At 66.9% G+C, this 26,138-nt stretch carries 28 protein-coding genes and 1 tRNA gene; 12 read left to right on the forward strand and 17 right to left on the reverse strand.

Annotated features, from left to right (window positions below):
• Nucleotides 1-213: 213 nt before the first annotated feature.
• Complete coding sequence (gor, locus tag DK26_RS08210; protein WP_066470407.1) at nucleotides 214-1,587, reverse strand: glutathione-disulfide reductase; 1,374 nt, start codon at nucleotides 1,585-1,587, stop codon at nucleotides 214-216.
• The gene (locus DK26_RS08215) at nucleotides 1,584-2,837 is read right to left on the reverse strand and encodes an O-antigen ligase family protein (RefSeq protein WP_184231738.1); all 1,254 of its coding nucleotides are present in this window, start codon (nucleotides 2,835-2,837) and stop codon (nucleotides 1,584-1,586) included. Before DK26_RS08215 ends, gor begins: the two co-directional genes overlap by 4 nt.
• A gap of 172 nt (nucleotides 2,838-3,009) precedes the next feature.
• Here DK26_RS08215 and DK26_RS08220 point away from each other — a divergent pair, with 172 nt between their 5' ends.
• The 4 genes from DK26_RS08220 to DK26_RS08235 all read left to right on the forward strand — a co-directional run bounded on the left by DK26_RS08220 (nucleotide 3,010) and on the right by DK26_RS08235 (nucleotide 7,559).
• The gene (locus DK26_RS08220) at nucleotides 3,010-3,972 is read left to right on the forward strand and encodes a tripartite tricarboxylate transporter substrate binding protein (protein ID WP_066470416.1); all 963 of its coding nucleotides are present in this window, start codon (nucleotides 3,010-3,012) and stop codon (nucleotides 3,970-3,972) included.
• A gap of 76 nt (nucleotides 3,973-4,048) precedes the next feature.
• Nucleotides 4,049-4,513, forward strand: coding sequence for a tripartite tricarboxylate transporter TctB family protein (locus DK26_RS08225; RefSeq protein WP_066470418.1), 465 nt, complete (start codon nucleotides 4,049-4,051; stop codon nucleotides 4,511-4,513).
• A gap of 13 nt (nucleotides 4,514-4,526) precedes the next feature.
• A complete protein-coding gene (locus DK26_RS08230; RefSeq protein WP_066470420.1) occupies nucleotides 4,527-6,026 on the forward strand; it encodes a tripartite tricarboxylate transporter permease in 1,500 nt (499 codons plus the stop codon).
• Nucleotides 6,027-6,134: 108 nt separating this feature from the next.
• Nucleotides 6,135-7,559: an APC family permease gene (locus tag DK26_RS08235; RefSeq protein ID WP_066470421.1), complete on the forward strand. Its 1,425-nt coding sequence runs from the start codon at nucleotides 6,135-6,137 to the stop codon at nucleotides 7,557-7,559.
• Between the two features lie 69 nt (nucleotides 7,560-7,628).
• Here the strand turns inward: DK26_RS08235 and DK26_RS08240 are convergent, their stop codons facing one another.
• The 4 genes from DK26_RS08240 to DK26_RS08255 all read right to left on the reverse strand — a co-directional run bounded on the left by DK26_RS08240 (nucleotide 7,629) and on the right by DK26_RS08255 (nucleotide 10,925).
• On the reverse strand, nucleotides 7,629-8,123 hold the full coding sequence (locus DK26_RS08240) for a DUF2059 domain-containing protein (RefSeq protein ID WP_066470422.1): 495 nt from the start codon (nucleotides 8,121-8,123) through the stop codon (nucleotides 7,629-7,631).
• Between the two features lie 187 nt (nucleotides 8,124-8,310).
• Entirely contained in the window at nucleotides 8,311-9,021 is a 711-nt protein-coding gene (rpiA, locus tag DK26_RS08245) for a ribose-5-phosphate isomerase RpiA (protein WP_066470426.1), read from the reverse strand.
• Complete coding sequence (locus tag DK26_RS08250) at nucleotides 9,018-10,469, reverse strand: NAD-dependent succinate-semialdehyde dehydrogenase (RefSeq protein ID WP_066470431.1); 1,452 nt, start codon at nucleotides 10,467-10,469, stop codon at nucleotides 9,018-9,020. Before DK26_RS08250 ends, rpiA begins: the two co-directional genes overlap by 4 nt.
• Before the next feature lie 132 nt (nucleotides 10,470-10,601).
• Complete coding sequence (locus DK26_RS08255) at nucleotides 10,602-10,925, reverse strand: hypothetical protein (protein WP_184231741.1); 324 nt, start codon at nucleotides 10,923-10,925, stop codon at nucleotides 10,602-10,604.
• A 266-nt stretch (nucleotides 10,926-11,191) separates the two neighbouring features.
• On the opposite strand from DK26_RS08255, the gene DK26_RS08260 reads away from it, so the two are divergent.
• From DK26_RS08260 to DK26_RS08270, 3 genes are all read left to right on the forward strand, one after another.
• Nucleotides 11,192-11,890 (forward strand): HAD family hydrolase, encoded by a 699-nt coding sequence (locus DK26_RS08260; protein WP_066470773.1) that lies wholly within the window; start codon nucleotides 11,192-11,194, stop codon nucleotides 11,888-11,890.
• A 36-nt stretch (nucleotides 11,891-11,926) separates the two neighbouring features.
• A tRNA-Val gene (locus tag DK26_RS08265) sits at nucleotides 11,927-12,001 on the forward strand.
• A 480-nt stretch (nucleotides 12,002-12,481) separates the two neighbouring features.
• Nucleotides 12,482-13,165: a DUF374 domain-containing protein gene (locus tag DK26_RS08270; RefSeq protein WP_083533073.1), complete on the forward strand. Its 684-nt coding sequence runs from the start codon at nucleotides 12,482-12,484 to the stop codon at nucleotides 13,163-13,165.
• Between the two features lie 43 nt (nucleotides 13,166-13,208).
• Here the strand turns inward: DK26_RS08270 and DK26_RS08275 are convergent, their stop codons facing one another.
• Nucleotides 13,209-13,877, reverse strand: coding sequence for an EipA family protein (locus DK26_RS08275; RefSeq protein WP_066470443.1), 669 nt, complete (start codon nucleotides 13,875-13,877; stop codon nucleotides 13,209-13,211).
• A 213-nt stretch (nucleotides 13,878-14,090) separates the two neighbouring features.
• Between DK26_RS08275 and DK26_RS08280 the strand changes: the two genes are divergently transcribed.
• Nucleotides 14,091-15,431 (forward strand): HAMP domain-containing sensor histidine kinase, encoded by a 1,341-nt coding sequence (locus DK26_RS08280; RefSeq protein WP_066470446.1) that lies wholly within the window; start codon nucleotides 14,091-14,093, stop codon nucleotides 15,429-15,431.
• A 194-nt stretch (nucleotides 15,432-15,625) separates the two neighbouring features.
• Here the strand turns inward: DK26_RS08280 and DK26_RS08285 are convergent, their stop codons facing one another.
• The 4 genes from DK26_RS08285 to DK26_RS08300 all read right to left on the reverse strand — a co-directional run bounded on the left by DK26_RS08285 (nucleotide 15,626) and on the right by DK26_RS08300 (nucleotide 18,027).
• Nucleotides 15,626-16,309: a response regulator transcription factor gene (locus DK26_RS08285; RefSeq protein ID WP_066470448.1), complete on the reverse strand. Its 684-nt coding sequence runs from the start codon at nucleotides 16,307-16,309 to the stop codon at nucleotides 15,626-15,628.
• A 261-nt stretch (nucleotides 16,310-16,570) separates the two neighbouring features.
• Nucleotides 16,571-17,212: an outer membrane protein gene (locus tag DK26_RS08290; protein WP_184231739.1), complete on the reverse strand. Its 642-nt coding sequence runs from the start codon at nucleotides 17,210-17,212 to the stop codon at nucleotides 16,571-16,573.
• 201 nt (nucleotides 17,213-17,413) lie between these two features.
• The gene (locus tag DK26_RS08295) at nucleotides 17,414-17,686 is read right to left on the reverse strand and encodes a hypothetical protein (RefSeq protein ID WP_157089580.1); all 273 of its coding nucleotides are present in this window, start codon (nucleotides 17,684-17,686) and stop codon (nucleotides 17,414-17,416) included.
• Between the two features lie 116 nt (nucleotides 17,687-17,802).
• On the reverse strand, nucleotides 17,803-18,027 hold the full coding sequence (locus tag DK26_RS08300) for a hypothetical protein (protein ID WP_066470465.1): 225 nt from the start codon (nucleotides 18,025-18,027) through the stop codon (nucleotides 17,803-17,805).
• A 307-nt stretch (nucleotides 18,028-18,334) separates the two neighbouring features.
• Between DK26_RS08300 and DK26_RS08305 the strand changes: the two genes are divergently transcribed.
• Together DK26_RS08305 and DK26_RS08310 are read left to right on the forward strand one after the other, a co-directional pair.
• Nucleotides 18,335-18,913, forward strand: coding sequence for a L,D-transpeptidase (locus tag DK26_RS08305; protein ID WP_066470467.1), 579 nt, complete (start codon nucleotides 18,335-18,337; stop codon nucleotides 18,911-18,913).
• A 163-nt stretch (nucleotides 18,914-19,076) separates the two neighbouring features.
• Complete coding sequence (locus tag DK26_RS08310) at nucleotides 19,077-19,598, forward strand: ClbS/DfsB family four-helix bundle protein (protein WP_066470468.1); 522 nt, start codon at nucleotides 19,077-19,079, stop codon at nucleotides 19,596-19,598.
• Between the two features lie 10 nt (nucleotides 19,599-19,608).
• On the opposite strand, the gene DK26_RS08315 is transcribed toward DK26_RS08310, so the two are convergent.
• Nucleotides 19,609-20,547: an AraC family transcriptional regulator gene (locus DK26_RS08315; protein WP_066470469.1), complete on the reverse strand. Its 939-nt coding sequence runs from the start codon at nucleotides 20,545-20,547 to the stop codon at nucleotides 19,609-19,611.
• Between the two features lie 91 nt (nucleotides 20,548-20,638).
• On the opposite strand from DK26_RS08315, the gene DK26_RS08320 reads away from it, so the two are divergent.
• Nucleotides 20,639-21,469: an SDR family oxidoreductase gene (locus DK26_RS08320; protein WP_066470472.1), complete on the forward strand. Its 831-nt coding sequence runs from the start codon at nucleotides 20,639-20,641 to the stop codon at nucleotides 21,467-21,469.
• 13 nt (nucleotides 21,470-21,482) lie between these two features.
• Here DK26_RS08320 and DK26_RS08325 read toward each other — a convergent pair whose 3' ends face one another.
• Nucleotides 21,483-21,851 (reverse strand): DUF971 domain-containing protein, encoded by a 369-nt coding sequence (locus tag DK26_RS08325; RefSeq protein ID WP_066470474.1) that lies wholly within the window; start codon nucleotides 21,849-21,851, stop codon nucleotides 21,483-21,485.
• Between the two features lie 165 nt (nucleotides 21,852-22,016).
• Between DK26_RS08325 and moaA the strand changes: the two genes are divergently transcribed.
• On the forward strand, nucleotides 22,017-23,027 hold the full coding sequence (gene moaA / locus DK26_RS08330) for a GTP 3',8-cyclase MoaA (protein WP_066470775.1): 1,011 nt from the start codon (nucleotides 22,017-22,019) through the stop codon (nucleotides 23,025-23,027).
• 24 nt (nucleotides 23,028-23,051) lie between these two features.
• Here moaA and DK26_RS08335 read toward each other — a convergent pair whose 3' ends face one another.
• The 4 genes from DK26_RS08335 to DK26_RS08350 are packed head-to-tail and all read right to left on the reverse strand — an operon-like array spanning nucleotide 23,052 to nucleotide 25,669.
• Nucleotides 23,052-23,693 carry a CDP-alcohol phosphatidyltransferase family protein gene (locus DK26_RS08335; RefSeq protein ID WP_066470476.1) on the reverse strand — a complete coding sequence of 214 codons (642 nt, stop codon included), beginning with the start codon at nucleotides 23,691-23,693 and terminating at the stop codon, nucleotides 23,052-23,054.
• Nucleotides 23,680-24,087, reverse strand: coding sequence for a hypothetical protein (locus DK26_RS08340; RefSeq protein ID WP_066470479.1), 408 nt, complete (start codon nucleotides 24,085-24,087; stop codon nucleotides 23,680-23,682). Before DK26_RS08340 ends, DK26_RS08335 begins: the two co-directional genes overlap by 14 nt.
• Nucleotides 24,084-25,034: a phosphatidate cytidylyltransferase gene (locus DK26_RS08345; protein WP_066470480.1), complete on the reverse strand. Its 951-nt coding sequence runs from the start codon at nucleotides 25,032-25,034 to the stop codon at nucleotides 24,084-24,086. The genes DK26_RS08340 and DK26_RS08345 overlap by 4 nt, the downstream gene beginning before the upstream one ends.
• Nucleotides 25,031-25,669 carry a lysophospholipid acyltransferase family protein gene (locus DK26_RS08350; RefSeq protein ID WP_066470481.1) on the reverse strand — a complete coding sequence of 213 codons (639 nt, stop codon included), beginning with the start codon at nucleotides 25,667-25,669 and terminating at the stop codon, nucleotides 25,031-25,033. The genes DK26_RS08345 and DK26_RS08350 overlap by 4 nt, the downstream gene beginning before the upstream one ends.
• Nucleotides 25,670-26,138: the final 469 nt, after the last annotated feature.

Genomic DNA, 26,138 nt, shown 5'->3' on the forward strand with positions numbered 1-26,138 from the left:
GCCGCCACGAGCATAGGCTGGCGCTGAACGAGCGGCTCGAGCCAGAAGGGCTAAGCGCGCACATGACCAGCGACATCGGCCTGAACGATGCAAGGCTGACTTATGACAGCCGGCGCTCTGACTGCGAGCCTTAGGAGGCGCTCCTGCGCCCCCGCCCGAAGGGCCCGTAGCGGCCCCCTCCGATGATCAGAGTCGTCGGCTACGAACCGGCGGTCAGAGAGCGCTCTTGCGGGCCGTGCGCATGGTGACGAGTTCCTCGGCGGCGCTCGGATGCAGGGCGATGGTGCGGTCGAAATCCGCCTTGGTCGCGCCCATGGTCACGGCGATGGCGACGGCCTGGATGATCTCCCCGGCATCGTGACCGAGGATGTGGACACCCAGCATCCTGTCGGTCTTCGCGTCGACTACGAGCTTCATGTAGATGCGCTCATGACGGCCCGAGATCGTCGCCTTCATAGGCCGGAAGCCGGTCTCGAAGACACGCAGCTCATGACCGGCGGCGACCGCCTGCTGCTCGGTGAGCCCAACGGTACCGATTTCCGGCGTCGTGAAGACCGCCGAAGCGACGATGCTGTGGTCTGTCGTCCAGGGCTTGTTGCCGAAGGTCGAGTCGGCGAAGGCGTGGCCCTCGCGGATTGCGACAGGGGTCAGGTTGATCCGGTTGGTGACATCGCCGACCGCATGGATCGACGGGACGTTCGAGGCGGAGTTCTCGTCGACCAGGACCTGGCCGATCGGCCCGAGCTTGACACCCGCCGTTTCCAGTCCGAGCCCGTCGGTGTTGGGACGACGACCGGTCGCGACGAGGATCACGTCGGCATCGATCGGCTCGCCCTTGGCGCAATGGGCCCGGCGCGTGCCGTCAGGCAGCAGTTCGATGCGGTCGACCGTGCAGCCGAGGCGCAGCGTGATGCCGGCATGGCCGAGCGCCTCGCGCAGCCGCGTGCGGACATCCTCGTCGAAGCCGCGCAGGACGTTGTCGCCGCGATGCAGCACTGTGACGACGACGCCGAGCCGCGCGAAGAGGCTGGCGAATTCGAGCGCGATATAGCCGCCACCGACGACGAGCATGCGGCGGGGCAGCTCCGACAGATGGAAGACCTCGTTCGAGGAGATGCCGTACTCGCCGCCCGGGATCGGCGGATCGAAGGCCGGGTAGCCGCCGGTGGCGACGAGGATATGGCGGGCCCGGACCGGCTTGCCGCTGCGCTGCAACCGCACCGTGTGCGCGTCCTCGATGACGGCGCGCTCCTCATGGACCTGCACCATCGCCGCCTCGAGCCCCTTGCGATAGAGCCCGGAGAGCCGGCCGACCTCGTTGGCGACGGCATCGCGCAACGTCGGCCAATCGAACTCCGGCTTGGCGAGCTTCCAGCCGAAGCCGGCGGCGTCCTCGAACTCGTCGGCGAAGCGGCTGGCATAGACGAAGAGCTTCTTCGGCACGCAACCGCGGATCACGCAGGTGCCGCCGATCCTGTCTTCCTCGGCGATGGCGACGCTGGCGCCATGGCCGGCGGAGATCCGGGCCGCGCGGGTACCGCCCGAACCTGCACCGATGACGAAGAGATCGACGTCGAACTCGCTCATGTCCTGTCCTCGAGATTTCGCGTGTTCAAGGGAGCGGCGCAGAACAGCAACGCAGCCAGGGCCAGAATGGCGATCCACCAGCCCTGCCAGGCGCCATGCGCGACCACCACGATCGCGAAGCAGCCGGCGAAAAAGGCGACCGGCATCGCCGCCCGCGCGTGCGACAGGCGCCTCAAGCGCGCGAGCAGCAGCAGCCCGGCCGCCGCGAGCAAGGCGGCTCCGACGAGGCCGGTATCGACCCAGGCCTGCAGCGGCGCGCTATGGGGATGGCCGATCGGAAGCAGCGCCCGGCGCGGCTGCGAAATGCGTTGCGCCACCGGATTCTGGTCCAATGTCGCCGCAGCGTTGAAGCCGTAGCCGAGCACCGGCCGCAGCATCGCCGCCTCGCCGAAGGTCTCCCAGATATCGATGCGGACCTCGTGCGAGGGCTGGAGATGGCTGCGCAACGCGGCCGGCATCTCCGCCTCCAGTGCCGGCCCGATCGCAGGGGCGAGCGCCATGGTCGCCAGGAAGGCTGCGGCGGTCGCAGCAAGGGCCAGGCGCGGCGCCACCGCCAAAGCGAGCCTGGCCGCGACCATCACGACGAGCCCGAGCTTGGCCGCCTCGCTGTCCGAAGCGAAGACCAGGACCGCGACGACGAGGCCGACCAGGCCGGCAAGCGCGCGATCGCGCCCTCCGCCTTCCTGCCAGAGGCAATGGATGACGGGTACTGCAAGGATCAGGCAGGTGAGCGCGGCGCGGTTGAAATAGAAGCTCTCCTGGCGCCGGTCGAGGGCGAGCCATTTGCGCACCGCGAACTCGGTGACGAACTCGTAATAGAGCAGGCACGCGGCCAGGATCACAGTGACGGCGAGCACGCGCATGAACCGCCGGGACGGCGCAAAGGCTCCGCTCGCCGCAATCGCCAGCCCGGCGAGCACCGGCAACATGAACTCGCCCCACATCCGCAGGCCCGCTACCGGGCGATGGCTCCAGCTCGTGCTGAGCAGTGCCCATAGCGCGAAGACGAAGAGCAGGAGACCGAGCGGAGAAGACAGGAGCTTCCAGAGCCGCACGCGCATCGGGACGAGCCCCTCGCCGGCGACGGCGGCGACGAGAAAGGCGAGTGCCGCCAGAGCCAGGAACAGCGGCGCGGACCGCGTCGCGGCCCACATTGCGAGGGGAAGCGCAGCGAGCAGGCCATGGCCGAGCGCCGCAGCGGCTCCGGCAATGGGGGTACCCGTCACCACAGAAGAAGCAGGTCGAGACATCGGCGTGCTCATACGCGATCGCCGAAGCGCGCAATAGGGGGAAGTCGGAGTCCGCGAAAGACCTTGACTTAAGATTGATCAATCAGGCGCAATTGACTGCGCGGGCGGCGCAATGCCACAGGCGGGCGCCTACAACATATTGCGCGGAAGGGCCGCGCGCGGGAGGTAGAACATGCTGACAGCCATTCTCAAGCGCGGCGCCGTCACGGCGGTCGCGCTCGCCGGCCTGACGACGGCCGCATTCGCCCAGCTCGAACTGAAGATCATGGCGCCCGCCGCCCCCGGCGGCGGCTGGGACGGCACCGCCCGCTCGATGCAGCAGGCCCTGACCGCGTCCGGCATCGCCAAGAGCGTCCAGGTGACCAACGTCACCGGCGCCGGCGGTACCATCGGCCTCGCCCAGTTGATCGGCGCCAAGGGCGACGGCAATCAGCTGATGGTCAACGGCTTCGTGATGGTCGGCGCGATCCTGCTCAACAAGTCGCCGGTCAACCTGACGCAGGCGACCCCGATCGCCCGCCTGACCGCCGAAGCCCTTGTCATCGTCGTGCCCGCCGATTCGCCGATCAAGACCGCCAAGGACCTTGCCGAGCGCGTCAAGGCCGATCCGGCCAAGGTGACCTGGGCCGGCGGCTCGGCCGGCGGTGCCGACCACATCCTCGCCGCGCTGTTCACGGACGCGGCGGGCGGCGATGCCAAGAAGATCAACTACATCCCCTTCTCGGGCGGCGGCGAGGCGCTGGCCGCCATGCTCGGCGGCCGGGTTACAGCTGGCATCTCCGGCTATGGCGAGTTCGAAGGCCAGATCAAGGCCGGCAAGCTGCGCGTCGTCGGCGTCAGCGCCGGCAAGCGCCTTGAGAACGCGCCCGATGCCCCGACCCTGAAGGAGGGCGGCGTCGATGTCGAGCTGCTCAACTGGCGCTCGGTCGTCGCCCCTCCGGGCCTGACGGACGCGCAGAAGACCACGCTTTCCGGCGCGATCGACAAGATGGTCAAGTCGAAGGAATGGGCCGAGATCCTGAAGGCCCGTGGCTGGGACGACGCCTATCTCGCCAGCGCCGAGTTCGACGCCTTCCTGAAGGCCGAGACCGTGCGCGTCGAGAAGGTCATGCGCGATGTCGGCCTGGTGAAGTAAGAATACCCGATATCGACGGGTGGCCGCATGGCCGCCCGTCTTCGCAGTTCTCAACACAAGCTCGACGGCAAAGCCCATGTCCCGTTCCATCGACCGCCCTGCCCTCGTCGTCGGGCTCCTGCTTCTGGCCGCCGCGGCGATCGTCGCCTTCGACGCATCGCGCCAGACGATCACCTCGAATTACGGCGTAGGGCCGACTGCGATGCCCTATGTCGTCTGCGCCGGGCTGGTCACGCTCGGCCTCGCTCATCTCGTCGTCGCCTTCAAGGAAGGCCTGCCGAAGCCAGAGCCGGCCGATGTGCGGGCGCTGCTCTGGATCGGCGGCGGACTCGTCGGGCTGATCGCCTGCATCGCGCTCGGCGGCGGCTTCATCATCGCCACGGCGATCCTGTTTTCCTGCACGGCACGCGGCTTCGGTCGTGATGCGCTGCCGGCCGACATCGCGATCGGCCTCGTCATGGGCGCCTCGATCTACCTGCTCTTCCTCAAGCTCCTGACCCTGTCGCTACCGGCCGGGCCGCTCGAGCGGCTACTGGGCTGAAAGGCGCGCCCCGATGGAAACCCTGCTCTCCCTCGCCAACGGCTTCTCGGTCGCTCTCGAGCCCTCCAAGCTCCTTTTCTGCCTGATCGGCGTCTTCCTCGGCACCGCGGTGGGCGTGCTGCCTGGCATCGGGCCGGCGCTGACGGTCGCCCTCCTGCTGCCGGTGACCTTCAAGCTCGACCCGGCCGGCTCGCTGATCATGTTCGCCGGCATCTATTATGGCGGCATGTATGGCGGCTCGACCACCGCCATCCTGCTCAATGCCCCCGGTGAAAGCGCCTCGCTGGCAACAGCGCTGGAAGGCTCGAAGATGGCCAAGGCCGGACGCGGCGGCCCCGCGCTGGCGACGGCGGCGATCGGCTCCTTCGTCGCCGGCCTGATCGCGACGATCGGCCTCGCCTTCCTGGCGCCCTGGCTGGTCGAACTCGCAATCAAGTTCGGGCCTTGGGACTACTTCGCGCTGATGATCGTCGCCTTCGTCACGGTCTCGGCGACCTTCGGCGACTCGCCGCTGCGTGGCCTGACGAGCCTCTTCCTCGGCATGCTGCTCGGGCTGATCGGCATCGACAAGCTGACCGGCCAGGCCCGCCTGACCTTCGGCGTGCCCGAGCTGCTCAACGGCGTCGAGGTGACGACGCTCGCCGTCGGCCTGTTCGCGGTCGGCGAGGCCTTCTATGTCGCCTCGAAGCGCTGGCGCGAGCCTGAGGAGATCATTCCGATCAAGGGCTCGCTGTGGATGAACAAGCAGGACTGGAAACGCTCCTGGGCGCCCTGGCTGCGCGGCACAGCCTATGGTTTCCCGATCGGCGCCCTGCCGGCCGGCGGCGCCGAGGTGCCGACCTTCCTCAGCTATTCGACGGAGAAGAAGCTCTGCAAATATCCGGATGAGTTCGGCAAGGGCGCGATCGAGGGCGTCGCCGGCCCGGAAGCCGCCAACAACGCCTCAGCCGCCGGCACGCTCGTGCCTCTGCTGACGCTCGGCCTGCCGACCTCGGCGACCGCCGCGATCATGCTGGCCGGCTTCCAGCAGTACGGGCTCAACCCCGGCCCGCTGCTCTTCGCCGAGAAGCCCGACCTGGTCTGGGGCCTGATCGCCTCGCTCTTCATCGCCAACGTCATGCTGGTGATCCTGAACCTGCCGCTGATCGGGGTCTGGGTCCGGCTTCTGGCGGTGCCACAGCCCTGGCTCTATGCCGGCATCCTGGTCTTCGCGACCATGGGCACGCTCGCGGTCAACCCCTCCCCGGTCGAGCTCGGCATGCTCTTCCTCTTCGGCTATCTCGGCTATCTGATGCGCCGCTACGATTACCCGGTCGCGCCGATGGTCGTCGGGCTGATCCTCGGGCCGATGGCGGAGGCGCAATTGCGACGCGCCCTGCAGATCAGCCTCGGCGACCCGATGATCCTGCTTGAGAATCCGGGCTCGGCGACGCTGCTCGGCATCGCCTTCATCGCTCTGGTCGCGCCCTTCGTGATGAAGGGGCTGAACAAGTTCAAGGCTGCCGAGGACTGACGCCGGACGCGCAACCGGCACGTGTCAACGCCGGTTGCGCTTGAACAAATGCGGCGCGACTGTGTTGCGATCTTCACCGGCCCTGTGCGGCCCGACCGAGGATCGACCATGAGCGACGTAACGCTTTCCCCCACCACCGCCCAGCCTGTGACCGCCGAACCCAGCCTGCATCGCGTGATGGGGCCATGGCTGCTGCTGCTCTTCATCGTCGGCGACATTCTCGGCACGGGCATCTATGCGCTGACCGGCCAGGTCGCCAAGCAGGTCGGCGGCGTGGTCTGGCTGCCCTTCCTGATCGCGTTCGTGGTCGCGATGATCACCGCCTTCAGCTATCTCGAGCTCGTCACGAAGTATCCGCGCGCCGCCGGCGCGGCGCTCTACGCGCACAAGGCCTTCGGCGTCCATTTCATCACCTTCATCGTCGCCTTCGCGGTGATGTGCTCGGGCATCACCTCGGCCTCGACCGCCTCGCGCGCCTTCGCGGCGAACATGTCGAGCGCCTTCGGGCTCGGCCTCTCCGGTGGGTTCGGCATCACCCTGCTCGGCCTCGGCTTCATGGCGGTTGTCGCCGCAGTCAATTTCCGCGGCGTCGGCGAGAGCGTGAAGGCCAATGTCGTGCTGACCTGCGTCGAGCTGACGGGCCTGCTGATCGTGATCTTCGTGGGCCTATGGGCGATCGCCGCCGGCCAGGGCGACGTCTCGCGGGTGATGCAGTTCAAGCCGGCCGGCGATGGCGGGCTGTTCTGGCCTGTGATCGCCGCGACCACCCTCGCCTTCTTCGCGATGGTCGGCTTCGAGGACTCGGTCAACATGGCCGAGGAATGCAAGGAACCGACACGGATATTCCCGAAGGTGCTGCTCGCCGGCCTCATCATCACCGGAACGATCTATGTGCTGGTCTCGGTTTCGGCGATCACGCTGGTCTCGCCCGAACAGCTCGGCGAGGGCGAGACGCCGCTGCTCAAGGTGGTCGCGGCCGGCGCGCCAAACTTCCCGATCTGGATCTTCGGCTTCATCACCATGTTCGCCGTCGCCAACAGCGCGCTGATCAACATGCTGATGGCGAGCCGGCTGGTCTACGGCATGAGCCGCGAGCACGTGCTGCCGCCGGTTCTCGGCAAGGTGCATCCGAGCCGGCGCAGCCCCTATGTCGCGATCGCCTTCACGACACTGCTCGCCTTCGCGCTGATCACCTTCGTCGGCGAGGTACCGGCGCTGGGCGGCACGACGGCTCTGCTGCTGCTCTGCGTCTTCACCGTCGTCAACATCACCGTGCTGATCCTGCGCAAGGATCCGGTCGACCACGGCCATTTCCGCACCCCGACGATCCTGCCGGTGGCGGGCGCGCTGTTCTGTGCCTTCTTCGCCGGGCCTTGGACCGGGCGTGATCCGGTCCAGTACAAGATCGCCGGCGTGCTGATCGGCATCGGCGTCGTGCTATGGCTGGTCACGGTGATGGTCAACCGCGCCACGGGTGTGCGGCCGAGCGACCCGACCATGGAGGATATCGGCGGCCACGGCCCGGTGAACTGAGGCGGAGACGAGACACGAAAAAGCCGCCGGCGCGCTAGCACCGGCGGCTTTCATGTAGAGCGCTACCGCTCAGAGCTGATGGCCGCGCTTGCGCATCTCGGCATAGAAGCGATCATAGAGCATGTTGCTGGTCGCGACGCTCCAGGGCTGCAGCAGCGTGTAGATCTCGTCGATGACCTCCGGCCGGAACGAATTGTAGCGCTGGCCGACCGGCGAGTTGAAGAAGGCCGCGACCTCCTTGAGATCGGGCTCGGTCATCTTGCCGGCGAAGGCGCGCGCCGAAGTGTCGACGATCTCGTTGCGCTTGGACTCGGCATCATCCTTCAGGCTGGCGAGGACCTCGTCGAGATCCTTCTTCAGCTCCGGCCGGGTCGTGCCGACGCTCTGGCGGACACCAGCGACGAACTCGGTGTAGATCGAGTCGAAGGACTGGGCGAGGCCCGAGGAGACGACGACGTCGCGAGCCGCCTTGAGGTGCTCGGGGCTGGGCCCCTGCTGCGCCAACGCCGGTGCGGCAAGCAGCGCCAGCGAAAGGATCGCGCCGGCCAGGCTGTGACGGATCATGCAGGGTTCCCCTTTGTCGAATCTCGGCACCGGCTCAATCCGCCTCACGAGGCGGCGGACCTCGGCCGGGCACACCGTTGGCCGCTCTTAGAACATGTCCAGCCAAAGTGGAAACCACTTTTGCTGGATAGGTTCATTGGCCGGACATTGCCGAGAAAGCGGGCGCGAGCGTGGCGAGAATCCGGCTTCAGCCGCGCTTCGCCGACACGTCCCCGAAGAGCTGCACACCGGCCGGCCCCGCGACGAAGGCCGCCGTTGCCAGGCCGATGAACAGACCGCTTTCGACCACGCCGGGCACCTGGTTGAGCATGGCAGCGAGCCGCTCGGGATCCGCGATGCTGCCGAGATGCGCATCGAGGATGAAATGGCCACCATCGGTCAGGAGCGTCGAACCATCCGGCCGCTTGCGCAGGACGAGCTCGCCGCTCGCTTCGGCATCGGCGATGGCAGCAGCCACCGCGCGCCGGGTCGCCTCCAACCCGAAGGGCACGACCTCGATCGGCAACGGGAAACGGCCAAGCGTCGCGACCTGCTTGCCGGCATCAGCGATGACCACCATCCGCTTCGAGGCGGCAGCGACGATCTTCTCACGCAGCAGGGCGGCGCCGCCGCCCTTGATCAGCCGCAGGGAGCCGTCGATCTCGTCCGCGCCGTCGATGGTGAGATCGAGTTCGGGCGTCTCGTCCAGGGTCGACATCGGGATGCCGAGGCCAAGCGCCTGCGCCTGCGTCGCCTCGGAAGTCGCGACACAGACCACATCTAGGCCGGCGGCGACTTTCGCGCCAAGCCCGTCGACGAAGAGCTTGGCGGTCGAGCCCGTGCCGAGGCCGAGCCGCATGCCCGGCTGCACCAGCGCCAGCGCCGCCTCGGCAGCGGCCTTCTTGAGATCGTCGCTCATGCGCCCAGCCCGCCAACGAGCATGTATTTCATCTCGACGAACTCATCCATGCCGTGCAGCGAGCCTTCGCGGCCGAGGCCGGATTCCTTGACGCCGCCGAAGGGCGCGACCTCAGTGCCGAGCATGGCCGAATTGATGCCGACCATGCCGTATTCCAGCTCTTCGGCGACGCGGAAGGCGCGGCCGAGATCCCGGGTATAGAAATAGGCGGCCAGGCCGAAGGGCGTGTCGTTGGCGAGCGCGACGACCTCGTCCTCGTTCTTGAAGCTGTAGACCGGCGCGACCGGGCCGAAGGTCTCCTCGCGCGTCACCAGCATCTTGGTGGTCACGCCGGACAGCACCGTCGGCTCATAGAAGCTGCGGCCCAGCGCATGGCGCTTGCCACCGGTCACGACCTTGGCCCCGCCCGCCACCGCATCGGCGACATGGCGCTCGACCTTCTCGACCGCGCGCGCATTGATCAGCGGCCCCTGCACCACGCCGACCTCGACGCCGTTGCCGACCTTCATCTTGGCGACCTCGCCGGCGAACTTCGCCACGAACTCGTCATGGATGCCCTCCTGCACGAAGAGGCGATTGGTGCAGACGCAGGTCTGGCCCATGTTGCGGAACTTGGCCGCGATCGCGCCCTGCACGGCCGCGTCGACATCGGCATCGTCGAAGACGATGAAGGGCGCATTGCCGCCGAGCTCGAGCCCGACCTTCTTCACGGTCGAGGCCGCCTGCTGCATCAGGAGTTTGCCGACCGGGGTCGAGCCGGTGAAGCCGATGAAGCGCACCGTCGGATGCGAGGTCATCACGCCGCCGATCGCGACGGCGTCACCGGTGACGACATTGATCACGCCCTTGGGGAAGCCGGCGCGCTCGGCAAGCTCGACCAAGGCGAGCGCGGTGAGCGGGGTGTCCGGCGCCGGCTTGACCACGAAGGTACAACCGGCGGCGAGGCCGGGCGCACATTTGCGGGTGATCATCGCGGCCGGGAAATTCCAGGGCGTGATCGCGGCGCAGACGCCGACCGGCTGCTTCTGCACGATGATGCGCGAATTCGGGAAGGGCGAGGGAATCGTCTCGCCGTAGATCCGCTTGGCTTCCTCGGCATAGAACTCGACGAAGGAGGCGGCGTAGGCGACCTCGCCGCGCGCCTCGGCCAGCGGCTTGCCCTGCTCGGCCGTCATGATCTGCGCCAGATCCTCCTGGCTCGCCATGATCAGCTCGAACCATTTGCGCAGGATCGCCGAGCGCTCCTTGGCGGTCTTCCTGGCCCAGGGCTTGAAGGCGCGCGCGGCCGCCTCGACTGCAGAGGTCGTCTCGTCGGCGCCGAAGCGCGGCACTTTTGCGAGAACCTCGCCGGTCGCTGGGTTGTCGACCGCATCGACACCTTCGCCGATCCAACTACCGTCGACATAGCACTGCGAGCGAAGAAGCGACGGATCGTTGAGCTTGAGCATGGCAGGCCTCGGACATTGCGGAGGGGATGCCCGGGGCTCTAGCACGCGGGCACCGGGCTTGCCGACAGCAAAAAGCCCGCATCAGGCGCATGGGCGCCCGGCGGGAGCCATCGAACCCGGCCGAAATGCCCGCTACTTGGCTTGCGGCGTGCAGACCACCTTGTCGTCGAAGACGTAGCAGATGCTCATCTCGCCGGTACGGACATTGGCGCGGAAGATGCCGCCCTCGCGCTCATGCCGCGACGGCACGAGAACGTAGTCGCTCGGCGGCTGGGGACCCGCACCCTCGCCTGCCGGGAAGCAGGCGGTGACGCCGATGCCGCCCTCCTTGAGCTGGAACTGGCAGGCGCCGACCTCGCCGGTCGCCTTGTCGACACGGTAGACCCGGTTGAGATCGGTCTGCGGCGCCGGCGCGAATTCGAACGGGGCCGCCAGGACCGGAGCGGCCAGCAGCACCGCTGCGAAGCCGGCGAGCGAAAGCGCCCGGCCAAGCCTGCGCTTCGGAGTTTGCGAAATCTTCGACACCACTGCGACCCTTCCGACGATTCGTCCGCAGACTATCATGCTGGCCGGTCGGGATGAGCCTGCCAATTGCCAGGCACGCCAATGTGAGCGCAGGACGCACCGCCCTGCCCGCGCAGGAAGCAGACCCTTGCCGAGCAGAACTTGCCAAGCTGCGGCGGAAGGCTTTTATGCCGACCAACGCAGCCACAGAGATCGCCATGTCCCTGCCTCCCATCGTCGTTTTCGACCTCGACGGCACGCTCGCCGAAACCGCCCCCGACATCATGCGCACGCTCAACGTCATCCTGGAGCGCGAGGGGCTGCCGGCTCTGCCGGTGGAGCGGGCCCGCGAGCTGGTCGGCGCCGGCGCGCGCGCCCTGATCGAGCGCGGCTTCAAGGTCAGCGGCCGCCCGCTCGAAGCGGAGAAGCTCGAACTACTGTTCGAGGATTTCCTCGTTATCTACGCCGAAGCGGTGGCGCCCAACAGCTTCATCCATGACGGCGTGATCGGCGCGCTCGACACGCTCGCCGCAGAAGGCTTCGTCTTCGGCGTCTGCACCAACAAGCCGATCCTGCACACGCGGCTGATCCTCGACCATTTTTCGATCACCGACCGTTTCGCCGCGATCGCCGGGCGCGACAGCTTCCCGTTCTTCAAGCCCGATCCGCGCCACCTGACGCAGACGATCGCCGAGGCCGGCGCCGATCCGCGGCGCGCGGTGATGGTCGGCGATTCGCGCACGGACGTCGCGACGGCGCGCGCTGCCGGCCTGCCGGTGGTGTGCGTGCCCTTCGGTTACACCGACGTGCCGGTCGAGGCGCTCGAGCCCGACGTGGTGATCCAGCACTTCAGCGAATTGCCGCAGGCTGTGCGCCGGCTGACCGGCGGCGAACCGGCACTCGTCGAGCGTTCTTGACGGCGCCGCCGCGCCCCACTAGGAACAGCGCGGTCCGGGCGGCTAGCTCAGCGGTAGAGCACTCCCTTCACACGGGAGGGGTCACAGGTTCGATCCCTGTGCCGCCCACCATTCCCTTCCAAGGCCGACAGAGTTTGCCACCTAGGCGGCACCGAGCTGCTTTGGTTCGGTCATCACTGTCCTGTCAGGCCAACGCGCCTCCGGCTCGGAACAATCAGGGGCACCGATTCGTTTCGGGAAGGTGCCCGGGCGCCCGATGCGAAGACGATGCCGGGCGGCATTAGCGGAAGATTTACGGCAATGCGTCATGTTCGCCTTTGGCGTTGGCGCCGAGAGAGGCCGCATGATCTATTTCGCAATTTTCTACCTGGCTTCGTTCAGCATCTTCATCGAGATGGCTGACCGGGCGCCCGAGCTTCCCTGGCACGACTGATCGGCCCTGAGTCGCACGGGCGGCGAAGCCACATCGCGCCGCTGCCTAGGACAGCGGCGCATATCACGACACGCTGAAGCGCCGCCGCAGGGCCGGGCAATGTTCCAGCAAGCCGACGCGCCGACCACTCCGCCGGGATCTCCCGTGGAGCTCGGATCATGCGATTCGGAAATCAACCATCTGCGGCCTTCGCCGGCCGCGCCTTGCACACCTATCTCGATTTCGTTCAGCGGACGACGCGCTTCAAGCCGGCGATCCCCGGCGCCAAGCCCTGGGAACGCAGCCGCGAGCCCTTCATCGCCCTGACCTGGCACGGCCAGCAAATGCTGAGCCTGGCAGCGCTCGAAGGCGCAGCGCAGCTCGCCGTCCTGACCTCGCTGCACTTCGACGGAACGGTGGTGGCCTCCGTGGTGGAGCGGGCGGGCTTCCGCGTCATCCGCGGGTCGGGCACGCAGAGCCGCCCGAAGATCGTCGCCAAGCGGGCTGTTCCCGCCTTCTTCGAGATGCGCGAGGCGTTGCGGGAAGGTACCAGCTTGCTGCTCACGGCCGATGTGCCGAAGGTGGCGCGCGTCGCCGGCAAGGGGGCGGTCAAGCTCGCCCGCTCGACCGGGCGGCCGATCTACCTCTTCGCAGCGGTGACGAGCGCGCGGCTCGATCTCGACAACTGGGACAAGGCCAGCATCGCCTTGCCTTTCGGCCGCGGCTGCGTCCTCTGGTCGGAGCCGCTATATGTGCGTCAATCGGCCGACGAGCGCGAAATGGGCCTGATAGCGCTCGATATTTCGAGCCAGCTCGACGAGCTGCATGCCACCGCACATCGCCTTCTCGACCAGCGCCGCTAGCCCGCTTGCGGTCTCGCACATTTCCTGCCGCATCAGCCCCACGCTAGCGGTCGGTCGGTGGGCAATCGGCCGGCGTGGCGCAAATCCTGCCAGGCGGACGCAGCTGCTGCGGCGTGTCCGTGGGCGCGATGACGATGCGGCTAAGATCCCCCGAAAAGCGCAGGCCGAGCCCGGAGGAGATCAGCACGATCCGGGCCCGCGACGATGCGAGGATCGTGGCGTTCGCGCCAGCAAGGAAATGGGCGCTGCCGCCGAGACTGGCATAGGTGCCGAAGACATCCTCCTGTCGATCGAGACCATAGACCAGCATGATCACCCGGCCGTAATCGGCGCCGAGCCCGATGCCGACGGAGAGCGCCGACCAGCTCACGGGAATCGGGACTCCGTCCGAGAAACGCAATTCGCCGCTGCCATGTCGCCCGCCGATCACGAAGGAGCCGCTGAGCTCGCCGCCGACGATATAGGCGTTGGGTTCGCCGAAGAGTGCGAGCGAACGCTCGATCGGGATGCTGACCGTCTTGGAAGTCGTGTCGAATACCGTTTCGACCAGCCGAAAGATGTCCTGCCGCGAGGCTGTCGGCAGCTGTCCCGCCCGGACATCCCGATCCGTGACCGCTACCTGCGCCGGCGTCACACCCGGGGCGAGAGCCAGCAGCGCAACCAACAGGCAACGCAAAGCAGGCCGGATCCGGAGGACGCGCAGCGCACGCATCAGGCCGGCAGCTCCTGGAGAGAGTTGTACGGCAATGGCGATACGGTCCATGCAGAGAGTGGAAGCGGCGAGCGCCGGGCTCCGCAAATCATATCCTGATCGAGGTTCCGTGACGACCCGCAACGCAGCACCGCTTTCCGTCCGGCCCGGGCCGGCAGCCCCCTTGCCGCCAGCCCTTCGCCGGGCTCTGCGGCATGGCGGCAGAGGCCAGCCATGACCTCGCTGTCGCGCGCCCTCACCATCCGCCTGTCGCTGCTCGGCATCGTCCTGCTCACCGCTTTCGTCGGCGCCGTCTTCGCCTTTGCCGTGATGACCGAGGATCCCGGCACCGTGCGCAACGACGTCACCTCCCAGATCATCCAGCAAGGTGTGCGCCAGTCTCCCGGCAACGCCTTGCAGGTCGAAAAGACAGCGGGCCTGGCCCGGATCGAGCGCACCAGCCCCGGCCTCTGGTACCTTGTCTCCGACGGACGTTCCGTCGTCGAGTATGCGCCAGAATTGCGGCCGGCCCTGCCGATCGATATCCGGCTGGACGGCCCGACCATCGCCGCGCAGATGCGCGTTGGCGGCGACAATGCGCTCGCCTTCGACGTGATCGAGAAGGATGACAACCGCATCATCGTCGCGACCGGCGGCGGCCGCCCGGGCTGGGACCTGATCCTCGGCTACTTTCTGTGGGCGATGGCCTGGCCCACCCTGGCGATCTCGGTGATTTTCGGCCTGCTCATCGCCGGTGCCATCGCGATGTCGGTGTCCTACATCAGCGAGCGGCTGCGCAGCGCGGCGGAGGCCGCCGCGAAGATCGACCCGAAGGCGCCGCGCGGCCTGCTGCCGACCGAGGAAACCCCGGTCGAGCTGATGCCGCTGACCACGGCGCTCAACGCCGCGCTCGACCAGATCGCCGGCAACATGGAGGCACAGCGGCGCTTCATGAACAATGTCGCGCACGAGTTGCGCACGCCGCTGACCGTGATGCGCGGCCGGATCGAGGCGCTGCCGAACGACCAGATGCGGCTTGCACTCGCCACCGATATCAGCCGGCTGACCACCATCGTCTCGTCGATGCTGCAGCTCGCACGCCTGCACAGCACCGAGCTGCCCTTCGAGCCGCTGCAGCTAAACACGATCGCGCGCGCGGTGCTGGCCGACCTGGCGCCGCTGGTTCTCGACAACGGCGCCGATGTCGAACTGGAAGAGCAAGGCGACCGCCGCTCGCAGATCAAGGCCAACGAGCCGACCGTGCGCGCGGCTATCGCCAACCTCGTCGACAACGCGCTGCGTCACGCACAGGCGAAATCGACGATCCTGGTGAGGGTGATCGATGGCGCCGTGGTCGAGGTCTCCGATGACGGCGTCGGCATCCCGGCTTCCGACCGCCCGCAGATGACCGAGCCGTTCAACCGGATGTCGCAGAATTCGACCGGCGCCGGCCTCGGCCTGACGATCGTGCGGGACATCATGGCCGCCCATGGCGGCACGCTGACCATTCTCGGCAGGCCGCAGGGCGGCACCACGGTGCGCCTCACCTTCCCGCCGCGAGAGATCGGCGGATGAAGCGCTGTCGACGGCTCCTGCTCCAACTCGAGCGTCAATTAGAGCTGTCGCGAAGCGAGGGGCCCAGCCCTCGAAACTCAGGTCGATCTGGCGGCAGCACCGTCACCGACGTGCATTTTTGGGCGGGGGCATCGGCTCGGTGCTCAGGCCTGTCGGTTTCCCCCGGAAGGACGGCGCGGCTCCTGTTGAGCCGCCTAGCAGACTGCTTCAGAGACCCTCAGCATGTAGCCGATGCCGCGCAGCGAGGTGATCTCGACCCGGGCGCCGGCATCCTTCAGCTTGCGGCGGAGCCGCGAGATCTGTGCCTCAAGCGTGTTCGACTCGATCAGGTCGTCGAAACCGTAGACCGCCTCGATCAGGACGTCGCGGGTGACGACACGGCCGACGCGTTGGACCAGCGCTTCGAGGATCAGCGTCTCGCGGCGCCGCAAGTCGAGTTGCTGCGAATCGACGGAAGCGCGGCGTCCCTCGAGATCGAGCGAGAGATTGCCTGCCGTGATCACCAGCGAGCGCTTGGGATGGCGCCGACGCATGATGACCCGCAACCGCGCCAGCAATTCTTCCGGCTCGAAGGGTTTGACCAGGTAGTCATCCGCACCGCCGTTCAGGCCATCGATGACGTCGGCCTTGGCATCGCGGGCGGTCAGGACCAGGAACGCGGGACGCGTCTCTGCGGTGCTCAGCGCCTTGACAATCGACAGGCCGTCGCCATCGGGCAGGCGCCGGTCGATGATCGCGATGTCGAATGGAGTCGAGCGCAGGGCGGCGAGCGCCGCATCGACCGTCGTCGTGCGATCGGCGATGAGCCCTGCATTGGTCAGAAGGGAACAGAGGAAGGCCATCAGCTGCGGCTCATCCTCGACGATCAATGCGCGCATGGGAAGAATCAGATCAGGGGTGCACGGATGGAATGTAATGCCGGAATAGGGGCGATGTATCCAGACGCATCACACCCCATCCATGCCTGGGCGCAGCCCAAGGAGGCGGCACCGCCCCGGCCGCATCGACCGGATCGGTGAACCCGTCCTTTGCTTGGAAGCGACGGCCACTCCACCGGCCAGCTTGCGCAGCAAACCGACAGAACAGGCCCCAGGGCTGCAACTGGTCCGGGCCGGTCACCCGGCCCGGTGTCTCGGGGCTCAGAACCGGAAGTTCAAACCGGTCTTGATGAGATGCTCGTTGACGCCGACGCGGGTGCGGCCGCCTGCGAGCTGGAAGTTCTGCTTGCCGAGCGACACGTAGTTGTACTCGATCTTGGCGGAGAGATTGTCGGTGATGCCGTATTCGGCACCGGCGCCCACGACATAGCCGAGCTTGCCCTTCTCCCTCGAGAACCCGCCATTGCTCACCCGCATGCTGCCATAGGCGGCACCGGCGAGGCCGTAGACCAGGACGCGGTCGAAGGCGACACCCGCACGGGCCTTGAAGGTGCTGACATAGCGCATGTCGGCCGTGGTGCCGCCGGTGCGCTTGTCACCCTTGCCGAGCCCGTTGAGGGAGAAGTCGGCTTCGAGACCGGTGACGAGACGGCCGGACTGGACAGTGTAGCCGAGCTGACCGCCGAACAGCGCCTCGTTGCGGCTCTTGCGGGTGGTGCCCTGGAATCGGTCGAAGGCGGCGCCGGCATGGGCACCGACATAGAGACCGTTCCAGTTATAGGTCCGCGGCTGGGTATAGGCCGGCTGCCATTGCTGAACAGGCACGCGACGATCGGCCGCCATGGCCGGAACGGCGAGCAGGGTCAGCAGGCCGAGGCCAGCCATCGGAGAGAGACGTTTCATCGAATACTCCTTGCAGCGGCTTGCTCGCCGCCGACGCATCTGCCTAATGACCGCATGTCCGTGCATCGGACCGGGTCGACGTGGTGCAGATTGCGGGCGAAGATTACGGCAAGGTTGCCCGCCAGACGGGCCCGGCTGCAAAGCGGATTCTTCTAAGTTCCGAGGGGTCCGCCGTGGCGCGGCTGCGAGCGCGGGGCGCGCTCAGTTCCGGGCGTTGAGCGCCGGAGGCTGGTCTTTTGCACCATCAGCCCTTTCGGCCAGCGGCGCGGTCGCCAGAAACTGCTCGATCGCAAGCAGGGTGATGTCGCCGGAATGACCGGAGCGGTGAAGGCCGAGGATCAGGCGCGCGAGCCATTCGCGGTGCGGATTCTCGAGGGGGCCATCCATCGGGGCGACGTGCTGCCACGCCTGGTGAAAGACGCTTCCCAGGGCAGCGAGTTCTTCAGGTCCGGCGTTGAACTGGCACGCAGGCATGGCGAGCTTCCCGGCTTCTCCCGGAACGGAGCAGTGCCCGCCCGGCCTTGCAATCGGAAATTGCCCCTCACCGCAGTTCTATGGGAACGATCGGTTAACGACAATCCGAAAAGCCATCACAGGCTGCGCACGATTTCGCGCGGATGAAGAGCCGCGAAAGCACGTGCCGAATCGCGGAAAGCCATCCAGGCGGAGCCCAGTTCGGCATCGTCGCGCTGCGCTGCGGGGAGCAGCGGACGGGTGATCTCGTCGACCGCGGCATCCGGGTCGATGCGCGCCGAGCGGCAGAGTGCCCGCGCGATCCTGATGATGCGCTGCTCCTCGTTATCGTCGGGAATCATGGTCGGCAGGCCTCGTTCTCGTCGCCGAAAGGGCGGCGGGACGAGAACGCCTGGAGACGTGCGCGGTTCCATGACCCGCCGCCTCGCTTTCGCCGGAAAAGCGCCCAGATCACCCCAAGCGAGACTCGAACCACCGGGCTCTGTTGCAGTGCCGCAACGCACCTGCCCAAAGGAGAGAGGGTCGCGCCGATGTGAATGTCGATCGATTGCGCCAGAGAGGCGTTGCTGTCAGAAACTTGGGGAATTGTTGACGTTTTTGCGTCAGCTTTCGCTCCGCGCCACCGTTCACTTCCTGTTTGAGGCTACAATGACCCGTTTCTTCAACCTGGCTCTGATCGCCGGCGTGTGCCTTTCGGCGAGCGCGACCGTCGCCATGGCCGAGATCGACCCGCTAACCCGCCAGCCGCTGGTGAATTACGTCGATCCTGCCAAGGCGCAGGCGACCGCCATTCCGCGTGAGATCGTTTCCTATCCCACCAATCAGCGCCCCGGCACGATCGTCATCAACACTGCCGAGCGTCGTCTCTATTACGTGCTGCCCGACGGCAAGGCCGTCCGCTACGGCGTCGGCGTCGGCCGTCCCGGCTTCGACTGGGCGGGCGTGCAGACGGTTTCGCGCAAGACCGAGTGGCCAACCTGGACCCCGCCGGCGCAGATGCTGAAGCGCCGCCCCGACCTGCCCCGCTTCATGCCCGGTGGCCCGGAGAACCCGATGGGCGCCCGCGCCCTCTATCTCGGCTCGACGCTCTACCGCATCCACGGCTCGAACGAGCCGGAGACCATCGGCCAGGCCGTCTCCTCGGGCTGCATCCGCATGCTGAACGAAGACGTCATCGATCTCTACGAGCGCGCCAGAGTTGGCACCCGGGTCGTCGTCGCCCGCTGAGCGGCAAGCCCTCTCGCATTACGGAAAGGCCGGCCCCGCGCCGGCCTTTTTCGTTGCGGCGTGCGACAACGTGATCATGCCCACCGGTGCTCGGCCATGGGTATTGCCGCTCGAAGCAGACAGGAACTGCCTCGATGGGCCTTGCGGACGGGGATGAACAAGTATGGCCGTTCCACGGGACAAGGATGCGTTGCTCGGCCTGATCGATTCCACCTTTCAAAAACTGACCGCCGCGCTGGCCGAGGTCCCCGAACATCTTGCCCGCGAACGACGCCTGGAAGGTCACGCCAAGGGAACGCAGATGAGTGCCTGCGATCTCGTCGCCTATCTCGTCGGCTGGAACGAGCTCGTGTTGAAATGGCTGGCGCAGGACACAGCGGAGCAACCCATCGATTTTCCTGAAACCGGGTTCAAGTGGAACGAACTCGGCAGGCTCGCGCAGAAATTCTATCGCGACCATGAGGGCGTCGCGTTTCCGCAACTCCTCGAACGTCTCGGCGCGGCGAAGAGCGCGATCGTCGCCGCCATTGCAAGCCGCGACAACGCCGTTCTCTATGAACACGCATGGTACGGCAAATGGACGATGGGCCGGATGATCCAGCTCAATACCGCCTCGCCCTATGCCAATGCGCGCGGTCGCCTGAGAAAATGGCTGAAGGCCAGGGGCTTGCCACGGCGCTACTGAAAACAGGCGCTCAGGCGGCCATTCCTGTTTCCGGCACGGGAACCGCGTCTGTGTTGTGCCGGCGCGCAAAGGCTCGCGGCGAACAGCCGACCCGCTTGCGAAAGGCGGTACTGAAGGCGCTGGCGGACTCGTAGCCGATCGTTTCCGCGAGTCGGTCGAGCGATTTTACGCCCCGGCTCAGGGCATCGCGGGCCAGCGCCATGCGCCAGCGTGCCAGATAGTCGATCGGCGCGCAGCCGACGGCCTCTGCGAACCGGGCGGCGAAGGTCGAGCGCGACATCCCGGCAAGGCTAGCGAGCTCCGCGACCGTCCACCCCGCCGCGACATCGGCGTGAACGGCGCGCAGGACCGCAGCGAGCGCCGGTTCGCGCAGCCCGGCCAGCAGCCCGGCCGGCAACTCACCCTCCTCAGGGTGTCGTGCCCGCAGGCATTCGACCAACATCACCTCCAGCAGGCGGCTGAGGATCATGTCGCGGCCAGGCCGATCGGCCTCGCACTCCTCCCTGATCAGCCCGGCAATGCCGGCCATCCTTCCGGTCAGGCCCTCGGCCGCGCGGATATGGATCACGTCCGGCAGCAGCGCGAGCAGCAGCCCGGCATTGGCCTGCTCGATCTGGAAGGCGCCGCCGAGCATCGCGAAATCGGGCTCGCCCTCGCGCTCGCCATGCCTGACCGCCTCGCGCGACGGCTCCACGGGGCGGCAGGCGATGCCGGGCTCACTGGACAGCGAGAAGGCGGGCGTAGCCGGCAAGAGCAGGAAATCGCCCTCACCGAGCCGCAACGGCGCGCCATCCCCGAGCGCGAGCCAGCAATGCCCGGCGAGCACGAGCGCGAAACCCGGCTGCCCATAGGCCGCATAGCGCACGCCCCAGGCGCCACGGCCGGTGATCGGCTTCGATATGGCCGTGTGCGGGCGCAGCAGGGCGACGATCTCACTGAGCGGATCCATCTTGGACGATCCATAACTCTTTCTGGCCGTCTGATTATAGATCGTCGCGAGACAGTGTCTATTGAACGAGGTGCAGAAAATGGAGATCTGAATGCCTAAGACAGTCCTCATCACCGGCACCTCGTCGGGCTATGGCAAGACGACGGCCGAACATTTCCTCGGCCGCGGCTGGAACGTGCTGGCGACGATGCGACGCCCCGACCCCGACCTGTTCGGCGCGCGCACCGAACGGCTGAAGGTTCTGCCGCTCGACGTGACGGACCGGCACAGCATCGACGCTGCGATCGCTGAGGGGGTCGCTGCCTTCGGCGCGATCGACGTGCTGGTCAACAATGCCGGGATCGGCATGGCCTCGATCGTCGAAGCGACGCCGGATGCGACGATCCGCGAAGTCTTCGAAACCAATACGTTCGGCGTGTTCGCCACTTCCCGGGCCATCATCCCGCAGATGCGCAGGCAGGGCGGCGGGCGGATCGTCAACGTCACCTCGAGCACGACCATCGGGGTGATGCCGCTGGTCGCGGTCTATGCCGCCAGCAAATGCGCCGTCGAAGGCTTCACGGAATCGCTCGCCTACGAGCTGGAGGGTTTTGGCATCAAGGCGAAGCTGGTCGAGCCCGGCTATGCTCCGACCACCAGCTTCACCGCCAATGGCGCCCAGCGCATGCAGGGCCTGATGCCGGCGGATTACGGCGCCTTCGCCCAGGCCTGCTTCGGCAAGATGGCGAATTATCCGACGGCTTACTGCACCGAAGCGGAGGTCGCGGAGGCCGTGTTCCTTGCTGCGACGGAGGACGGGCCGCAGTTGCGCTATCCCGCAGGCCCGGACAGCAGGCTGTTCGCGCAGCTACGCTGGTCGAGCTCGGAGGAGCACTATCTCGGCAAGATGCGGGAGATGTTCGGCCCCTCGCCTTCCGCCTGAAGGAGCGTGCGGCTCAGCCTCGCCGCACCCGCTCCCGCGACAGGCCCTTCGCCGCGAGTTCGTCGAGATAGGCCTGGAGCTTGGCCTCGCCATCGCGGCCGAGCTCGCGCAGATAGTCCCAGCCATAGATGCCGGTGTCGTGCATGTCGTCGAAGGTCAGACGCACGGCATAGTGACCGACGGGCTCGATTTTGAGGATCTCGACCTCGCGCTTGCCGGGCACGGTCTGCTTTTGGGTCGGGCCATGACCCTGGACCTCGGCCGAGGGGCTTTCGACGCGCAGCAGCTCGGCGGAAAGCTCGTAGCGCTGCCCGTCTTCGAAGGAGACATGCAGGGTCCGCCGGTCCTTGGACAGGCGTATTTCGGTCGGCCAGGCTGACATCGTCGTTCTTCACCAAGGTGATGTGGCGTTAGCAGCTATTGACGCCGGCCGTGCCGGTGCCAATCTCTTTCCTTGTTATAATGATGCGGCTGCCACCACGCACGTGCGAGCAGCGCTTGGTGGAAACGCTGGCGAGACGAAACCAGAGTGCTGATCAACTCCCATATGCCGCTGACGCGTGCGCCGCTGGTCGACCCGTTCGGCCGCGACATCTCCTATCTGCGCATCTCGGTGACGGATCGCTGCGATTTCCGCTGCGTCTACTGCATGTCCGAGGACATGGCCTTCCTGCCGAAGCGCGACCTTCTGACGCTCGAAGAGGTCGACCGCGTCGCCACCGCGTTCGTCTCGCGCGGCACGCGGAAACTGCGCATCACCGGCGGCGAGCCGCTGGTCCGGCGCGACATCATGAACCTGTTCCGCTCGCTCTCGCGCCACCTGACCTCGGGCGCGCTCGACGAGCTGACGCTGACCACCAATGGTTCGCAGCTTTCCCGCTATGCGCAGGAGCTGGCCGATTGCGGGGTGCGGCGCGTCAATGTCTCGCTCGATACGCTCGATCCCGAGAAGTTCCGCAAGATCACGCGCTGGGGCGATCTGTCCAAGGTGTTGGCCGGCATCGAGGCGGCCCGCGCCGCGGGCTTGCGCGTCAAGATCAACGCGGTCGCGTTGAAGGGCGTCAACGAGGACGAGATCGAAGGTTTGATGCAGTGGGCCCATGGGCTCGGCATGGACCTGACCCTAATCGAGGTGATGCCGCTCGGCGAGATCGAGCCGGCGCGGCTCGACCAGTTCCTGCCACTCTCGGTGGTCCGTGCCCGGCTGATGGACCGCTACACGCTGACCGACGATCCCTATCGGACCGGCGGGCCGGCGCGCTATGTCAAGGTTGCCGAGACCGGTGGCCTCGTCGGCTTCATCACGCCGATGACCCATAATTTCTGCGAGAGCTGCAACCGCGTGCGCCTGACCTGCACTGGCACGCTCTATATGTGCCTGGGACAGGAGGACGCCGCCGATCTGCGCGCCCCGATCCGCGCCTCGGCAGACGACGCCCTGCTCTACCGGGCGATGGAAGAGGCGATCTCGCGCAAGCCCAAGGGCCATGATTTCGTGATCGACCGCCGCCGTCCGCGCGCGGCGGTCGGCCGGCACATGAGCGTGACCGGCGGCTGAGGGCGCAACGAGCCCCTGCTGCGCTCAGCGGGCCCGCAATGCACGCACGATGTTTGCCGCCCGCCTGAGAGCGGTCACCGCGGCCCCCACCGCGATCAGCCCGAGCGCGATAAGCAGCACCTCGTTCTGGCCTCGCCAAAGCGGCTCCAACAGGGACAGCAGCGCCGCAGCGGTGATCGTCGCTATGCGGTGCTGCTTAGCCATCGGGCCGGAAAAATCAGCCGCCAGCCCGCAATTGCGGCCGAGCTCGCGGGTATAGGCGGTCAGCACGGCAAAGGCGGCGGCCGCCCAGCCCAGGGCTGGGGCGCCGATCCCGTAACCGACCCCGGTCAGGATCAGGATATCCGCGACCCGATCCGGAAACTCGTTCCAGAACGGGCCGTCGGCCTCCTGCTTGCCGCCCTCGATCGCGACCATGCCGTCGAAGAGATTGCAGAGCAGCCTGAACTGGCAGAACAGGGCAGCGACGAGCAGCAGTACAACGCGCGGCCCGGAAGCCGCGCCTCCCGCGAGCCAGAAGGCGGCGCCGGCGACAGCCGCCATCGCCATGCTCGCCATCGAGATCTGGTTCGGCGTGATGCCACTGGTGCTCAGCCGGCGCGCAATGCCGCGAGCCCAGCCGGTGTCGCGACTCGATAGCGGCCGCCGGTCGTCACTCTGCGCCATGGTTCATCGCCTTCCTGCTGCGCCACAGCGAAAAATTGTAGAGCCCCGCATAGCTGGTCGCGACGGTGAGCGGCACGGCGATGGTCCTGGCGATCTCGGGCGTGCCGCCGATCGTATGGATGATGGTCAGCAGACTGGCCGAAACGAGACCGGCGATCACAGGCGGTGCAAGCAGCGCAGGCAATCCGGCGAAGCGGCTGGCGAGATATTCGATGCCTCGCTTGAGCAGCAGCGTGATGAGCGCCGACAGCGTGCCCTGGATCAGCCCGGCGACGAGCGGCGCCGGCATCGGGTGGGCGCGATTGGCGAAAACCGCCCAGCTGCCCATGGCGAGGAAGGCGAAGCCGACATGGACGATGCTGCTTCGCATCAGGCGCGCGAGCGGCGGGCTCATGTCGCCGACCAGCCATAGCGGACGAGGTGGAAGAAGATCGGGGCCGAGAACACCACCGAATCGAGCCGGTCGAGGAAGCCGCCATGGCCGGCGATCAGATGGCCCCAATCCTTGATGCCGCGGTCGCGCTTGATCGCCGACATCACGAGCCCGCCAAAGAAGCCCATCAGCACGATGACGAGCGCCAGGAAGGCCGCCTGCAACGGCGTGAACGGCGTCATCCAGGACAAGGCGGCACCGACCGCCGTCGCGCTGAGCGCGCCGCCGATGAAGCCCTCGACCGTCTTGGACGGCGACAGCCTGGGCGCGATCTTGCTGCGGCCGAGCAGCTTGCCCCAGACATATTGCAGGACGTCGCTCATCTGCACGACGATGACGAGGAAGGCGATCAGCAGGACGTTGCGCCCCTCGAAGCCGGGGATGTCGAGGCTGAGCAGCGCCGGCACATGCGAGATGCAGAAGACGCAGATCATCAGCGCCCACTGCACTTCGGCGATGCGCACGAGGAAGTGCTCGGTGTCGCCGCGCAATGACGCGATGATCGGCATCAGCAGGAAGGCGTAAACGGGGATGAAGATCGAATAGAGCCCGTACCAATCGATCCAGATCAGATAGTACTGCACCGGCAGCACGACGAAGAAGCCGGCCGCCAGCGCCCAATGATCGGCGCGGCGGGTGTCGGTCAGCGTGATGAATTCGCGTAGCGCGGCGAAGGAGCAAAAGCCGAAGAGCAGCGTCACGCCGGCCTTGCCGCCGATCAGCGCCAGCCCCATCAGCACGATCATGATCCACCAGGCGCGGATACGATCGTTCAGGTTCTCGACCACGGCGTTCGAGCCGTCGGGCGACAACCGCCGCTGCAGCACATAGCCGATCGTCGACGCCACGATCAGGACACCGAGCAGGCCGGCCAGCACAGCGATGAGATCGGGGTGCGGCATCGTCATGACGCGTTCGCCTTCGGTGACAGGGCGAGCAGCGCCGCTTCAGCCCGCGCCAGGAAATTCTGCTTCGTCTCGCCTTCGACGACGGACAGGGCGGCGCCGAAGGTGACAGTGCAGACCAGTGGGACCGGCACGAACTCGCCCTTCGGCATGACGCGGTTGAGATTGTCGATCCAGACCGGCACGAGCGCCACATTCGGCCGGGCCTGCGCCAGATGGAACAGCCCGCTCTTGAACGGCAGCAGAGGCGCGTCCGTGGTGTTGCGCGTCCCTTCCGGGAAGACGATGAGTGAGGAACCGGCGTCGAGCGCTTCGGTCATCTGGGCGATCGGATCAGTCGTTCGGGTGACATGATCCCGATCGATCAGAACGGCGTTGAAGACATCGCAGCCGATGAAGCGCCGCAGGCCGCTCTTCAGCCAGTAATCGCTTCCGGCGACCGGCCGGGTCGCGAAGCGGAGGCGTCGCGGCAGCACGGTCCAGATCAGGACGAAATCGCCATGGCTGGCATGGTTCGCGAAATAAATCCGCTGCTCGTCTGTCGGCGCGACGCCATCCCAGCGCCCGCGCACCGCCGTGATGAAGCGGGCGAAGAACAGAATGAGCGCGCCCGCCAGGCCGGCTCCGATCTCGCGCATTCCCCCCACCCGATTACCAGCCCTGCGATGACGTAGCGTTCACAGCGAACGCTGTCGACATTGCGGGGGTCTGAGGCAGTTTCGAAGACCGCAACCGCTTGCTGCCGGCCGGCACGGGCACGCGTCACATGCGCCTCGGCCAGGGGACGCCGCCAACCTGCGCCCCGATCCGCGCCTCCGACGATGACGCCTGCTCTGCCGAGCGATGGAGGAGGCGATCTCGCGCAAGCCCAAGGGCCGCAGCTCCGCTATCGATCGCCACCACCCGCGGGCGGGCGCCGGTCGGCATATGAGCACGGTCGGCGAATAGAGCTCGGGCCGGACAAAGCGATACTGGCGCACAGTCCCCCTGCCGCATCGGCCATTTCGAAAGTGCCGGAGTTGATTTAGGCTTCGACACCGACCGGGGGGCGGCCGACCTCGTGCCCCCCGACCGGTATCCGGCCATGGCGGGGGGCGGCCCGACGCC

The organism is Allobosea sp. WAO (assembly GCF_001509835.1).
Taxonomy (GTDB): Bacteria; Pseudomonadota; Alphaproteobacteria; order Rhizobiales; family Beijerinckiaceae; genus Allobosea.